Consider the following 14,127-nt stretch of genomic DNA (forward strand, 5'->3'; position numbering starts at 1 on the left):
AGACAAAACTATTTGTTGACAATCAACAAAACAGATTAATTTATTGCATGAGACAAGAAAAGCTTACACTATAACGACATTAAACTTTACACTTTCTCTACAAATAAAGCCTTACATGGTTAAGTTTTTGATTAATTCAAGATTAATCCCTAAAGTATTTTATTATTTCTGACGTTTTCTTCTAATTCTGATGTCTCCTTCAGGCAATATGGTTACCCATAGGATTTCAATAAGAAGTAAGAATCTTCGAAGCACATCAAAATACAGCGAGAAGTAGAAGATGATTGTGGTGAGCCAAATAATGATCACATTGAACCAGAATGTATCGATCAGGTAATTACCCAGTCGCTTTTGAGAAGCAAACAGGTGTGCTCGCCCATTTGTACTATTGGGAGTTTGAAATACCGGGTCTTTTAATTGTATCAGTTCATCTTCATACCTAATCAACTTATTGAGTTCTCTTCTGTTTAAAGCAATTTGTTCTATTGCCTCGTTATGGTATGAATTTTTGAAATCAATCATCTTTTTACGATCCCCTAGCTCATCAATCATATCACCGTAAATCTTATCTCTCAAACCAGATTGACTATTGTACTCTTTCCAACCTGCTTGTTTCACTTGTTCGAGCCACATATTTACTGTTTCTGAGGAATCTTTCAGCATCTTTTTTGTAAACTCGATGTGTGTAGGGAAATTGTATACATCCGAGAGTTTTAGCAGTTCATTTTTAAATATGCGGTAATGTTTGTCATTATTGGTTTTAAGCCAGGCTTTGTAATTCTCCTGTATTTCCGGAATCAGAAAAGAAGACCTGAAAGATGATTCGCTCATTGCCTGTTCGAAGGAGAAGAACTGTTTTTCGAATTCGTTATTACTAAATTGTTCAACAACCAGTGCTTCATAGGCCCAACGCGAAGTCATTAAATCACCAACAATGGGCACATATTTTTGCGATGTGATTGCCGGGTGAAGTTTATTAAAATTTACAATCACTCCAGAGAAGAGCAGTTGTGGCACCAAAATAAACGGAATGGATACGTAAACAGCTACTACAGAATTCAATCCGGCAGATAAATTCAAACCAATTAGATTGGCACAAGCCGAAGCTGTATATAATATCAACCAGTATTCCCAGGTTAATCCTTTAATTTCCAGAATTGAATTGGCCAATATCACAAAAAGGAAAGTTTGAATGGCCGAAATTACCAGGAGTACAATCACTTTTGAATTTAGGTAGCTCGATCGGCTCAAATTTAGAAATTGTTCACGTTTCATCATGCGCCTGTCGTGCAATATCTCCTCCGCAGATATAATTAAGCCTAAAAACAAAGCCACAACAACAGCCATGAATATAAAAGATGGTATGTTCTCATTTTTTGAGAATACATAGGCCATGTGATCGGCATCGGTACCACTAATATACTTGGTAAAATAGCCTAAGATAACTGCCAGCAAAGGTGCTTCCAACAAAGTAATCAGCATGTATTGCCTGTTACTCAGCTTCGATTTAATATCTCTCGACAGGTAAATCTTTAACTGATCCCATCGCTTCGGAATGCTAAAGAAATTTTGTGGGATTAACTTTTTTCTTCGTGGCTCACGGACTTTATTTTTCTTTTCGATATTCTCTTTATACAGATCATACCATTCATCGGAACTGCGTTTTCGTTTACGAATTTGCTTGCCATACTCATTCATCATACGGGCTTCGATAATTCGTAAAATCTGCTCCGAGTTTACATTACCACAGGTTAGGCATTCGCTTTCATCGGCCTTTACGTAGTGCGACTGCGTTTTAAAGTACACTACCGCATCAATCGGATTTCCAAAATAGATCACTTTTCCTCCCTGATCCATCATGACTAGTTTATCCAATAGCTTAAAAATATCTGATGACGGTTGATGAATATTACAAATCACCAACTTGCCTTTTAAAACTTGTCGTTTCAGTAAAAGCATTACCTTTTCGGAATCCATGCTCGACAAACCTGATGTTGGCTCGTCCACCAAAAGTACCGACGGCTCACGCATCAGCTCCAGGGCAATATTCAAACGCTTTCTTTGTCCTCCACTCAAAACTTTATTAATCGGATCTCCAACTTTAAGATCCCTGGCCTCAACCAAATCAAAATCTTCAATGGTTTTGTCTATAATCTCTTCAATTTTCTCGTCTGAAGTATCATCGAAGCAAAGTTTTGCATTAAAATAGAGGTTTTCGTAAACGGTAAGTTCCTCAACCAGCAAATCATCCTGGGGCACATAACCAATAACACCTTGCAATTTTTCTTTGTCAAGATGAAGATCGTAACCATTAATGTATATGTTTCCTTGTCGCAAAGACAAATTCCCGTTCAGCACATTCAACAAGGTAGATTTTCCTGTTCCCGAACCTCCCATAATACCAACTAACTGTCCCGAATTCATTTCTAAACTTACCGGATGAATCCCATTATTGGATCCTGGAAATTTAAATTCTATATTTTTGGCAACGAATTGCAGGTCGCTCAAATTCTTTTTCTCGATAAAAATCGAAGAAATCTGTGAGTAATAAATCGGATCGATTCGATGAGACCTGATTACCGATCCATAAGACAATAGATAAGCTCTATCGACCTTAATGTTATGTCCATTCAAAAAGAGGTTGTATTCTCCAAAATACTTCATCAGGAAGGTATTGGTACTTTCCAGGTGGAGTATAAAAATTCGTCCTCTCAATTTTTCACTATGAATATGTCGAACTACCTCATGTGTCCACTCCTCATTATTATCAATCAATAGCAGGTGCTCGTTGAAAGGAATCGAAAGTTCATCGCCTATAATAAATTGTCGACTTAACTCAAATTCTTTTTTGGGAATGTTAAAGGTTTTGGAAACTGTCTTCACCAAATCCAGCTCATCGTGACCCGTGTATTCTGTTTCATCGATAAATTCTAACAGTTGGAGCATGATCCAAACTTTTTGCTCCTGCTCCACTTCTTCCACCAACTTCTCACAAACATGCTGCACCTGCGGATGCTTGTTAATAAAGCAAACCTCACCTGTTTCATCGCAATGAGAATCTTTCAAATATCGATCAAAATCTTCCAGGTATTTCTCTGTCCACTCTTTACTGAATTGTTTCTGAAGCCACACCTCTACAACATCTCTTGCAGCAGTTTCAAATCCCAACTTTTGCTCATCTACAATAATGGCAAATAGTTGCATTAAAGCTTTCAGTAAAGATTCATTCATGGTTTAGGTTTGGAATTGGTTTTGGTTTTGACAAGGCCTAATTTAGATAAATAAAATGAGCTATGGAAACCTTTAAATCTGTAGAAATTTACAATTAGATCATAGATTCTTTATTGTCCTTAAAATCAACATCTTTTTTTTATTTTTTATTGAAACTTCTGAACACCGCGCCAATAAAGACATACAGCTCTTTTATTTAAGGCTATCGCACTGAAGATCAAGCTGCTTTAAGGTTTTTTAACACTTATTTTCAGGTCTTAACCAAATCTTGCCATACCTTTGTAATGTACTACAAAAGATAGTATTTTCATAGATTAAAGATTTAGGTTAGTAATTAGTGGTTAGAGAGAATCCCGGACGCCCGTTCGGGATTTTTCTTTTTAGGCAATCCGCTCTCAGCTAAAGCAGCAGGGCTGCGAAGTATTTATAAAAACAAAGGCTTGTCTTTTAAATTAGGTGTAGAGCACCGAAGTATGAAATACTAAATTTTCAACGCTTTTAAGTTACCTTAACCAATTGTCACTACATTAGGAACCATTGATTCAAATCACCCTTTAGTCTTTCGACAGTTTTCCTCACAGGGAAACAGCCCGTAATTTTCAGCAAACTTTAACATTTATGCTTCCCTTTTTAGGGGAAGTGCTGACAGACGAAGGGGTGATATAAAATAGTACCAAAACCCCAACTTTTAAGTTTCATTAACTTTTGTTCAAAGCATTTAGCACATTCACATGCTACATTTGTAAAGTACAAAACAGAGAAAGTTTTTTCAAGATTAGATTTAGATTAGTAAATAGTGGTTAGAGAGAATCCCGGGCTTGAGAGTTCGGGATTTTTCTATGTATAAATCAAACACAAAGAAATTAGATTTAATTAACACACGTTTAATGTCCTTAACCTGTGTGCATCCTATATTTGTAATGTAGAAAAAACCTTAGGAGTTTTTTTTCATAGATTAGTGATTTAGGTTACATTTAGTGGTTAGATTGAAATCCGGGTGGGGACCCGGATTTTTTTATAGCTTTTTTTCGAAACAAACACTATTTTCAACAGCCTGATATTGACCATAGTTGGAAATGCGATAATATTGGTTTTTCAGATACAAAGCTATGGCTTCAGGTTGCTTTAAACCAGTTTCAAGAATGCATTTCTCTGCACCCAGTTCTTTTGCCCAGATTTCCAGTTCCATTAAAATTTTTGTTGCCAAAACCTGTCCTCTAAAATCAGGCTTCACATACATTCTTTTGATTTCCATTACAGCAGTGTCGTATTCTTTAATTGCACCGCAGCCCACAGGCTGTTCTTCCAGGTACAAAACCAATACATGATTCAAATGATCGATGGTATTGAATTGGGCATAAAAAGCATGTTCATCACCATCGCGAATGGCCAGGTCGGCATCCAGTTCCTGAACCAATGCGATAAAATCGTTATTCCTGGAATTTGTACGAATGGTTTTCATGATAAAAAATTAATTGATTTGAACATGAATATGATCATCGTGCCTAACTGACCTACAGCCATGAAATCGAACCCTTTCGTCACTTATTTTTAGCCTTTGTTTTAAATGTGGCTCAATAAACATTTTGGTCATGGAAGCTTGCGCGAGAATTGCATCAATTAAAACTTTTGTTCCTTTTTCAGAGAATTTCAGTTCCTGATTGATCCTCCCAAATGTTAAATATTTTGGATAATCATATTGAAAATACCCTTGCTCCTGGCACAATTTACACTGATCAACTTCTCCTTTTCTGGCATCTTCGAAAACACCATAACCACTAATCGACTTACTTTGATTTATAATTTGTCCTTTACCATTCTCATACACCAAACTAAAATCTATTTTACAGCCATCGTTATGACTTAAATGAGGAAATAAAGGGAAACCATCCCAAAATGGAAAACATGCATCCAGGTATCGTGCTTCAATTTCAGGATGCTCTTTGTGCAACTGTCCTGAAACTGCTTGCATAAAAGCTTGTGTTTCCACACTCACATAGTTTCTGTTGAGTAGAATTGTTGCATAAGAAACTGCCTGTAAATTGGAATTATTCTCAATCTTTTCCCTGCCAAACCAAGGAGCCACAAAGGGAACAATCAAAATACTTGTAAAAGCATACAAGAGCATAAAAACGATAAATCTTTTCGTAGGAAAAACAGCTTTGATTTTTCTACTCACCAACATACTAGTGATGTAAACCAATCCTCCCACCTGAGAAAGGATTGTCAGAAAAAGAAATGCCAGTAAATGACCAAAATATGTAAGCAATTTCCTCATCATTAATCCAAATACGCTTTTAATCTTTGATTGATAAAATAGTTCCAACCTCCTTCGCAGCTTTCTCTTCTGAACTCTGGAATATCACCAGGAAAGCTTTCGATACCCGTGGCTGTAACTCTTATTTTGCATCCTTCACCTTCTTCGAATAATTCATAGCTTACAAAAGCAACACCATTGTATCCTTCATATTCCCATTTGCAAACCAATTTCTCACCCAAAACCACTTCCGTGATTTCCCACAAATGCATAAACTGTCTTTCTCCTGCATCTACGTTAAACTTCGTACTAAATCCAACTTCAGCTTTGTGGTCAGGCATATCTTCAAAAAACCATTGTCTCATTTCATTCGGATCGCTAATGGCTTTCCAAACCTCATCTTTATTTTTTGCAAAAACTTGTTCTGTAATTATTGGTGTTGTATTCTCTTTCATATCATTCATTTTTATTATCAATTTACATTTCTTCATTCACCACTGAGCTCTCCTGAAGCAAGTGTACCTGATAATCGAGTAATTCTTTTTTTGTGATAAAATAGCCCCTTGATATTAGGTATCCATAATCATTAATCGTTGCAAAGAGTATAGCCAGGTTATCCTCCAAATAGCTCTCCTCTCGAAAGTACTGCCAATCTTTTGACAAATACAATTCAAAATTTGATCTCATTTCATCACTAATTTCCTCTTGGTATTTTGAATCATCCAGTACATCTTTTACCTCTCTTTTTAAATCAAGTTCCAACTTGTATATTTTCCTGAAATTCTCTCGAATCTTATCAAATGGTGTTACAAAATTCGTGAAGTTAAGACCTTCCAACAATCGTTCATAAACAGTGTATTTTCTATCGTATATTTTATCATATTCAAAAAAATCTGAATAAAGTTTCCCGATCAAGCTTGTTCGGTTCAAAGACTCTTCCAATTGCTTAAAAAAATGAAATATTTTAATATCATTTGCAATGATCTGATCATACAAGTCTTTCTTCTCTAAAATTAATTTTTCAACCAAATCAATGGCCTGTTTACTACCATACTTTACACCATCGTAGTCGAATGATTTAATGGGTATGGTTCTAGTATGTATTTGTTGAATAACATCGATATCATTTACTAAGGCATGATACCTATAGATTAAATCGCATTTTTTTTCGTTATACAAATCATCTAAGATTATCTCTTCTCTATCATCTTCTAACTCCAGATCAAAATATTCTGGATTTTTCGTATCATAATAACCTTGATAAATTTCAGCAAAAGTGTTATTCAAATAAGCTTCAACAAATGCCTTACGAAAATCTTCAAAATCCAAATGTGATGGCTGGTCCTTAAATTCGATCTCAGAAAACACCTCCTGAGTTAAAGAAACTTGCAAATTCTCATAATTCTTTAATATGCCTACTGCCGGTGAACCATCATGTTTTTTCGAATTTAAGTTTGTTGAAACTATTCGCTCGATTCTATCTTCAACACTGGGATGTGATGCCCATTGATCTTTAATGACTAATTTCGATTTATTGAACTTATTTAAATCCTCAATTTCTACTTCTGGAAAATCTCCAATCATCTTTATTTTATCATTTTCTGCTAAAAAGCTCATAACAAATGATTGTTCCTTAAAAATATTTCTGCTTTTCAAATTGTTCTCATACTTTCCCTGATAGAAATTCATAACAGAATTTAAAGCGTAATCTGCAAGAGAAAAGCGCAGAAGAGAGCTCTTCAATGGTTCATATCCTGTAACATTTACAGCAATTTCATCGGCATGAAATTCCATTTCTCTTGACAATCCCATGTAACTTTTATTAACCACATTATAGAGTTTTCTTAGAATCCATTGAATGCCTTTATTAACCGTAGCAGCGATAACAACAAAAATGGAAAAATAACCACTTATATTAGCCCAGGATTCAACAAGTCGATCATAAGATTCGTTGTCATATAACATATTATAAATCACTCTATTCACATTGTACACATAGCTGCCAACTTTCATGGTTTTTTGAGAAAAGTGTCCAAATTCATGTGAAAGAATTGCCTTCAATTCCTCTGTGCTTACTGTATTCATTAATCCCATACCTATCTGTAGGTTTTTTCTTACAGGCAAAAACATGCTCCAGAAACTGGAATTATAAAACACAGAAGCATTTACATTGGATGACATATAAACTTTTTTAGGAAATTGTGTATCAACTTCATGAACAATTTCCTCGATCAATTTAAAGAGATTAGGTTCGTCTTCTTTCTTTATTTCTCTTAAATGAGTTAAATCAACCTTATTTGATTTAAACATAAATTTCAAAAGAAAAATTAGAATCAAAAAACCCAAACTAGCCAATCCAACTCCCAAGGCCAAAGTGATAAACTTAGGCAGTGTAATTATAAGAATCACACCTCCAAATACGCATAAAGCTGTTATGCCTAATGCGAGTACCAATATGAGAATATAAGTGATCGTGAAAAATAGAATGGATAATATTGCTTTGGTTGTTTGAGCCTTAAACTCTTTGGATAATTTAACTTGATCTTTTATCATTTTCATTTAATGTCTATATCGTTTTGAATAATTTTTAATAGAATTCTATCTTTACACCCTACCATTCCTAATCCACTTAGCCCAGTCGGGTCTGTTATTTTTTTCTGCCAATAGGGCTGCTTCTTCATAATTATAAGAAAGGCTTACCTGTTCTATCTGGAAAGTTTCTCCGTCCAGACTGATGATAACATATTTAGTCATTGGATTTAAACTTTCCATTTTGTGATAAATTGGCAATTCATCGTCGTAAGCCGGCAGTCCAACACTTCCACAATTGATTATGGTTTTGTACTTTGTTTTTACCACTTTCGAAACATGTGAATGAGCACAAAACACAATTGGTTGTGGGATATCTTTCAAAATCTCATCCAATTCATTCACATTTTTTACCGAAACTACATTCTTATCAAGCTTTTCCAGTAGGTAGTTACAATCGCTGTTCGGACTTGCATGACAACAATAAATTTGATTAAGCTTCAAACTAAAAGGCAATGATCGTAACCACTCAGTCATTACCGTATTCATTTGCGATTTTGTGAACTCCAAAGTAGGTATATCGGTCGCTTGGTCTATATTTTCCAGAATAAAGCGATCCTGGTTCCCAGAAATACTCTGAACCTGGTAATCCTGCAACAAATCAAATGTCCCTTTGGGATCCAAAGGGCCATATAAGCTATCTCCCAAATTGATAATACTTTCGATTCCTCGTGATTGAATATTCTGTAGAACAACTCTTAGGGCTTCAGAATTTCCATGAATATCTGAAATAAATGCAATCTGTTTCAATTTCATAATAAAACTATTCGCGTTTAATATTTTAGTATTTCCAACAATTCAGCAGGTCCGGAAATTTCAAAATCGGGTTGGTAATTCCAATTTCTGGTATTTGCGCCACTATACATCGCAGTTACTGCGATTACTTTACTGTTATGGTTCAATTCACTTTCAATATTCCTTGCAAATTCTACATCTCCTTCATGATCTCCAACATAAACTATGGTTTTATCCAATAACGATTCATAAATCTGTTCCAAACATTTAATTCCTCCATATGGTTTAGGTTTTTGCATATGATCCGGAACATCATCATAACCAACAACAGCATTCATTTTCGTTGAAATTTGATTCTTTTTTAACACTTGTATGATATTCTCCGAAGAATTTTGAGAGCATATCCCCTGTGGCAAATCAATAGAATGAATTGTATGTCGAATATCAGGAAACAATTCTACCGGGGTTGTATTTTTCAATTGAAATTCAGTCCATAGAGGTCCGGCTTTTAACATTTCTTCCTCTGTCATTCCATAATAATTCACATACAAATCTTGCCAGTTTTTTGCCTGGTGGTTTGCAATATGGTATGCCTCTTCGCTTTGCAAACAAACAGGTAAATTGTCGAAACTTAAGCGTGGAGCTACAAGCGATATAATTTGTTTGGTGGTATCAATATTTTTGGGAACCGAGTTCACCAAAGTTCCGTCGTAATCCCAAAGTACAGCATCAACCTTCATACAATTCAAGTCTTATTATATTTTTTAGTAATTAATCGATTCGCATGCTACAGAATATCGTTCATTCAAATGGTAAAAATTCCTCAATAAATTGTACTGAATAAATTCTGCAGCTAAGCTTTAAATTTACCAATTCGTATCGATTTAATCCTATCATATTATCAAACTTTTGGAAGAATTATTATAAATAAGTTTTACATTTTATGAATCATTCCACAAAAGCATTTTCATTTTTTACTTCAAAATTGTAAATTCGCTTCGGTTGTAAAAAGGCCTAGTTGAGTGGCTCTTGTTTTACAGCCAAAATCAATCAAGTATTAATCCCTATAAATTGTTATTGATGAAAAGAAGTAGTCTTATAATTGCTCTTTTAGCTCTTATTGTAAGTTTTAGTGCATGTAAGAAAGTGCCAAGATCAGGAAAAATGAAATTTGCGAACAGTGTTGATAGCGTGAGCTATGCACTTGGATACATCGAGGCTGGTAATTTTAAGAAGAACTTCAATCAAGTTCCTTTTGAAATGGACTCTACGGCCTATATGCACTTTGCAAAAGCCATTGCAAAAACCAAATTATCGGAACGATATACCCAATTCAGAAATAATCAATTTAATGAAATTAACGAAGAAGCTTTTTACAAAGGATTCTTGAATGAGTTAGCCTATGGAAAATCCTATTTCTCAGAAATGAGCGCTGATATCTATTTAAGAAAGATTTTTGAGAAGAATAAAGCAGTAAGAGATTCAATCAAAAAAGAAAAAGGAAAAGCAAATCTTGAAAAAGGGCGTAAGTTTTTAGAGGAAAATAAAGCGAGAGAAGGAGTTTTCGAAACAGAAAGTGGATTACAATACGAAATCATCAAAGAAGGTAATGGTCCTAAACCAGGAGCAAGAGATAGAGTAAAATGTGTTTACCATGGTACCTTATTGGATGGAACGGTTTTCGATAGTGCCAAAGAACGTGGCGATACTACAAGTTTTGGTGTAAATGCAGTAATTAAAGGATGGAAAGAAGCTTTGACACTTATGCCTGAAGGTTCGGAATGGAGATTATACGTTCCTGGCGATTTGGCTTATGGAGAAAGAGGCAGCAGAGACATCATTGGTCCAAATGAAACTTTGATTTTCGATGTCAACCTGGTTGAGGTAATTCCAAATAAAAAATAATACTCAAACTATACTGTTTGATAAAGGGATGCCAATTGGTATCCCTTTTTTAATGAATAATTTGTAATGATTTGATCTTTGCCACACCATCCTTCCCTTCAAAACAATTAATTTACAACTCTTCGACTCTTCAACTTTTCGGCCTTTCCACATTCATCTTACTATTATCTTAGAACTTTTACTACAAATATAGTAGGATTTAAAAATCATTCTACTATATTTGTAGTAGAATTATAATCGAAATCGTCTATGGATATTAAATCACTTACCAAAGCAGAAGAGCAGATCATGCAGATTTTGTGGCAGTTACAAGAAGGAACTGTGAAAGAAGTTATCGAAAACTTTAAAGATGCGAAGCCAGCATATACCACAGTTGCCACAGTATTAAGCGTGTTGGAAAAGAAAGGATTTGTGAAACATCGTAAAATTGGAAACACAAAATTGTTTACGCCACAGGTAAGTAAAACCGATTATACAAAAGTTCAGTTTAGTTCTCTCTTAAGAAATTACTTTAATGGCTCGTTTCCAAAAATGGCTAGCTTTTTTGCCAAAGAAAACGATTTGGATATATCCGATTTGGAAAATATCATGAAACAAGCCGAAGAGGAGATGAAACAAGATTTTAATAAAAATGAATAGTTATGAATGTTTATTTTGACTTTTTATTGAAAGCATCAGTCAGTATAAGCATCATGTATGCATTATATTGGTTGCTATTGCGCAATATGACTCACTTTAAGGCCAATCGTTTTTTCCTTTTGGCTAGTGTACTTTTGGCAGTAATTTGTGCTGCATTTCCCGTACGTTACGAAGTGCTAATGACTGCACCCCAGGTGATGCAAAGTTCTGAATTTGCAGACCAGTTTCAACGCAATATTTCAAGCACAATCACTCCACAGGAGGAAGAAGTGCAATTCAACATGTGGAACATTGGCCTTGCAATTTATCTATTGGGTTTGATAATGGTTTTGCTGCGACTCATTATTCAATCGTGGAAACCTATTCAAATCATTTTTAAAACAAAAGCAAAAAAAATAGACGAATACCTGTTGCATGAGAATACAGTTTACAAAATGCCTTTCTCATTCTTTAACAGGATTTTAATTCACCCAGAATATTTTAAGCAAAACGAAATTAATGACATTTTAGCTCACGAAAAAGTGCACATTCAGGAGCGTCATTGGATCGATTTGTTCATTATAGAGCTGTTAACAGTGTTTTTTTGGTTCAACCCATTTATTTGGCTGTTTGAACGTGCAATTAAACAAAACCATGAATACCTGGCCGACAAAGGTGTATTATCCCGGGGCCAATCACCAGTCAGGTATCAGGCTATATTAATTAACCAGCTAATGGGCACAAAGGTTATTGGCTTGGCCAATCATCTGAATTTTGCCCTCGGCCCAACCCGATTTAAAATGATGACGAAAGAAAAAACTTCGAAACGCAAATTGTATCGAATGATTTGGCTGCTGCCGGTATTGGCAGTATTGATGTACTCTTTTGCTCAGCCTGAATATAAAGTACAAGTTCAGGAAGAAGCGAAAAAAGAAAGCATAGCAGAAGTAAGCATTGATGATGTAACAAATGTTGACCCTGTAAATTCAGAACTTCCGCTCAAGGTAAACACAATTAGTAAGGAAAATGCTCAACCTGTGAAAGGAATTTCAAATTCAACTCCCGAGAAGAAAGTAAAAACTCAGGGCGAAGGTGAGAAACTCATTAAATCTTCAAAAACAAAGCTTAGAGGAGTTGTGAAGGATAATAATGGCAAGCCAATTGAAGGTGCGTCTATTATTCTTAAAGGCTCTAACACCGGAACAATTACCGATGCGAAAGGCAAGTATGAATTTGAACTTCCTTCTGAAGGTGAATTTGGAATTATTGCAACACATCCTGGATACGAAGTTGTGGCAAATACACTGACATTAAATTCTACAAAAGGTGCTGACTGGAAACACGATTTCATTTTAAAAGCCTTAAATCCTGAGGATACCAACGAAAAACAAAAAGTGTATAAAATATCAGGAACTGTAAAGAGTGAAGATGGCAAACCAATGCCAGGAGCATCCATAATTGTAAAAGGTACTACAATTGGTACAGTTTCCGATTGGGATGGGAATTACGAAATTGAGGTAAAGAATGTGAAGAAACTTACACTTATTGCATCATTTGTAGGCTATAGATCGATTCTAAGTATGGAGGACTTTAAAGAAGGTCTAAACAATGTAAATTTCACCATGAAACGCGAAGTAATTGGCATTTCGGCCGATGAGCTTAAAAAGGCTGGTGATATGCCACCTCCGCCACCACCACCACCAGCTCCAAAAATGAAGACTAAAAAATCGGATGAACCTGTTTTCTATATTGTTGAAGAACTGCCGGAATATCCACAAGGATTTTATGGTCTTGCACAGCATGTGAAAAAACAATCTGCCAGAATCAAGGAGAACTTTTTCTTCGAAGGAAAAAAGCTGAAAGGAAATGCAACCGTTGGTTTTACCATTACTCCTAAAGGGGAAGTAAGCAATATTCAAATTCTTAAGCAATCGAATAAAGTAGCGGCCGAAGCTGCTCAAATTATTGCTTCGAAAATGGAATACTGGAAACCAGGTTCTCAGCGAGGCAAGAAAGTAAACGTGGATTTCGCCATGGAAATTAATTTCGAATAATTCTACAAAAAAGGGATGCCGCAGGTATCCCTTTTTTATTCTATGTACTATTGAAGTCCAAAATGAAAGTACTTAAGTAAGCTTCACCTCCTATTTCTTATAGCTTATTTTTTGACTATCCGTTTTTTTTTGATTTTTAAGCTCTTAGAATCTTCCGAACATAACTGTGCCTACCTTTTGACCTTTTAACTTTTTTTCATTTAGCATCATTTTAGCTTTCTTTGTAGCCAAACATCAAATTTAAAATCAAAGAATGACAAATAAGCAGGATGCACAAAGAGTAGCCTCGTCTCTTGAAAAGTTTGTGCTACATCTTCACCCAAAAAAGATTGATAGCAGAGCCATCAAATTCAATAGAACCTTTGGTTTGGGCGGTATTCTTGCTTTGCTCTTTGTTATCATTTCCTTAACCGGATTAATTCTGCGCTTCTCGTACATTCCAACCGTTGAACATGCTTACGATTCTATCCTTGGATTAAAAAACAATACCATTTTTGGTCAGTTTATCAGGAACTTGCATCACCTGGCGGCAAAGCTAATGGTGGTAGTATCTTTTCTGCACTTAATTCGGGTATATTATTCGCAAAGTATTTTTCAGAAAAGGGCCGAAAACTGGACTTATGGCTTGTTATTGTTCTTCCTTGTTTTGGCATCAAGCTTTACAGGATACCTTTTACCATGGGACCAGTTAGCCTATTGGGCCGTAACTGTTATTACGCAGATTGTTGAATACATTCC

Annotated in this window: 11 protein-coding genes; 4 read left to right on the forward strand and 7 right to left on the reverse strand. The window is 35.3% G+C overall.

From position 1 onward, the window contains the following. Positions 1-162: 162 nt before the first annotated feature. From ELS83_RS04585 to ELS83_RS04615, 7 genes are all read right to left on the reverse strand, one after another. Positions 163-3,231 carry an ATP-binding cassette domain-containing protein gene (locus ELS83_RS04585; protein WP_171594350.1) on the reverse strand — a complete coding sequence of 1,023 codons (3,069 nt, stop codon included), beginning with the start codon at positions 3,229-3,231 and terminating at the stop codon, positions 163-165. A 1,015-nt stretch (positions 3,232-4,246) separates the two neighbouring features. Then, the gene (locus tag ELS83_RS04590) at positions 4,247-4,693 is read right to left on the reverse strand and encodes a GNAT family N-acetyltransferase (RefSeq protein WP_171594351.1); all 447 of its coding nucleotides are present in this window, start codon (positions 4,691-4,693) and stop codon (positions 4,247-4,249) included. Positions 4,694-4,702: 9 nt separating this feature from the next. Next, positions 4,703-5,512 (reverse strand): hypothetical protein, encoded by an 810-nt coding sequence (locus ELS83_RS04595; protein WP_216616369.1) that lies wholly within the window; start codon positions 5,510-5,512, stop codon positions 4,703-4,705. After that, positions 5,512-5,943 carry an SRPBCC family protein gene (locus ELS83_RS04600; RefSeq protein ID WP_171594352.1) on the reverse strand — a complete coding sequence of 144 codons (432 nt, stop codon included), beginning with the start codon at positions 5,941-5,943 and terminating at the stop codon, positions 5,512-5,514. Before ELS83_RS04600 ends, ELS83_RS04595 begins: the two co-directional genes overlap by 1 nt. 22 nt (positions 5,944-5,965) lie before the next feature. Next, positions 5,966-8,047, reverse strand: coding sequence for a M48 family metalloprotease (locus ELS83_RS04605; RefSeq protein WP_171594353.1), 2,082 nt, complete (start codon positions 8,045-8,047; stop codon positions 5,966-5,968). Between the two features lie 45 nt (positions 8,048-8,092). Next, the gene (locus tag ELS83_RS04610) at positions 8,093-8,833 is read right to left on the reverse strand and encodes a metallophosphoesterase family protein (protein WP_171594354.1); all 741 of its coding nucleotides are present in this window, start codon (positions 8,831-8,833) and stop codon (positions 8,093-8,095) included. Positions 8,834-8,850: 17 nt separating this feature from the next. Further along, positions 8,851-9,552: an HAD family hydrolase gene (locus ELS83_RS04615; RefSeq protein ID WP_171594355.1), complete on the reverse strand. Its 702-nt coding sequence runs from the start codon at positions 9,550-9,552 to the stop codon at positions 8,851-8,853. Between the two features lie 340 nt (positions 9,553-9,892). On the opposite strand from ELS83_RS04615, the gene bamJ reads away from it, so the two are divergent. From bamJ to ELS83_RS04635, 4 genes are all read left to right on the forward strand, one after another. After that, a complete protein-coding gene (gene bamJ, locus ELS83_RS04620; RefSeq protein ID WP_171594356.1) occupies positions 9,893-10,717 on the forward strand; it encodes a BamJ family beta-barrel-assembly machinery protein in 825 nt (274 codons plus the stop codon). 249 nt (positions 10,718-10,966) lie between these two features. Further along, complete coding sequence (locus ELS83_RS04625) at positions 10,967-11,356, forward strand: BlaI/MecI/CopY family transcriptional regulator (protein ID WP_216616371.1); 390 nt, start codon at positions 10,967-10,969, stop codon at positions 11,354-11,356. Between the two features lie 2 nt (positions 11,357-11,358). Beyond that, positions 11,359-13,389, forward strand: a complete 2,031-nt coding sequence (locus ELS83_RS04630) for a carboxypeptidase-like regulatory domain-containing protein (RefSeq protein ID WP_171594357.1) — start codon at positions 11,359-11,361, stop codon at positions 13,387-13,389. Between the two features lie 253 nt (positions 13,390-13,642). Then, the coding region (locus ELS83_RS04635) for a cytochrome b N-terminal domain-containing protein (protein WP_171594358.1) at positions 13,643-14,127 on the forward strand (485 nt) is incomplete at its 3' end.

It is taken from the genome of Marinifilum caeruleilacunae (assembly GCF_013141825.1).
Classification (GTDB): Bacteria; Bacteroidota; Bacteroidia; order Bacteroidales; family Marinifilaceae; genus Marinifilum; species Marinifilum caeruleilacunae.

Coding starts and splice junctions, on each gene's coding strand:
- ELS83_RS04585 (WP_171594350.1), bottom strand. CDS start 3,231: ATGAATGAATCTTTACTGAAAGCTTTAATGCAACTATTTGCCATTATT.
- ELS83_RS04590 (WP_171594351.1), bottom strand. CDS start 4,693: ATGAAAACCATTCGTACAAATTCCAGGAATAACGATTTTATCGCATTG.
- ELS83_RS04595 (WP_216616369.1), bottom strand. CDS start 5,512: ATGATGAGGAAATTGCTTACATATTTTGGTCATTTACTGGCATTTCTT.
- ELS83_RS04600 (WP_171594352.1), bottom strand. CDS start 5,943: ATGAAAGAGAATACAACACCAATAATTACAGAACAAGTTTTTGCAAAA.
- ELS83_RS04605 (WP_171594353.1), bottom strand. CDS start 8,047: ATGAAAATGATAAAAGATCAAGTTAAATTATCCAAAGAGTTTAAGGCT.
- ELS83_RS04610 (WP_171594354.1), bottom strand. CDS start 8,833: ATGAAATTGAAACAGATTGCATTTATTTCAGATATTCATGGAAATTCT.
- ELS83_RS04615 (WP_171594355.1), bottom strand. CDS start 9,552: ATGAAGGTTGATGCTGTACTTTGGGATTACGACGGAACTTTGGTGAAC.
- bamJ (WP_171594356.1), top strand. CDS start 9,893: ATGAAAAGAAGTAGTCTTATAATTGCTCTTTTAGCTCTTATTGTAAGT.
- ELS83_RS04625 (WP_216616371.1), top strand. CDS start 10,967: ATGGATATTAAATCACTTACCAAAGCAGAAGAGCAGATCATGCAGATT.
- ELS83_RS04630 (WP_171594357.1), top strand. CDS start 11,359: ATGAATGTTTATTTTGACTTTTTATTGAAAGCATCAGTCAGTATAAGC.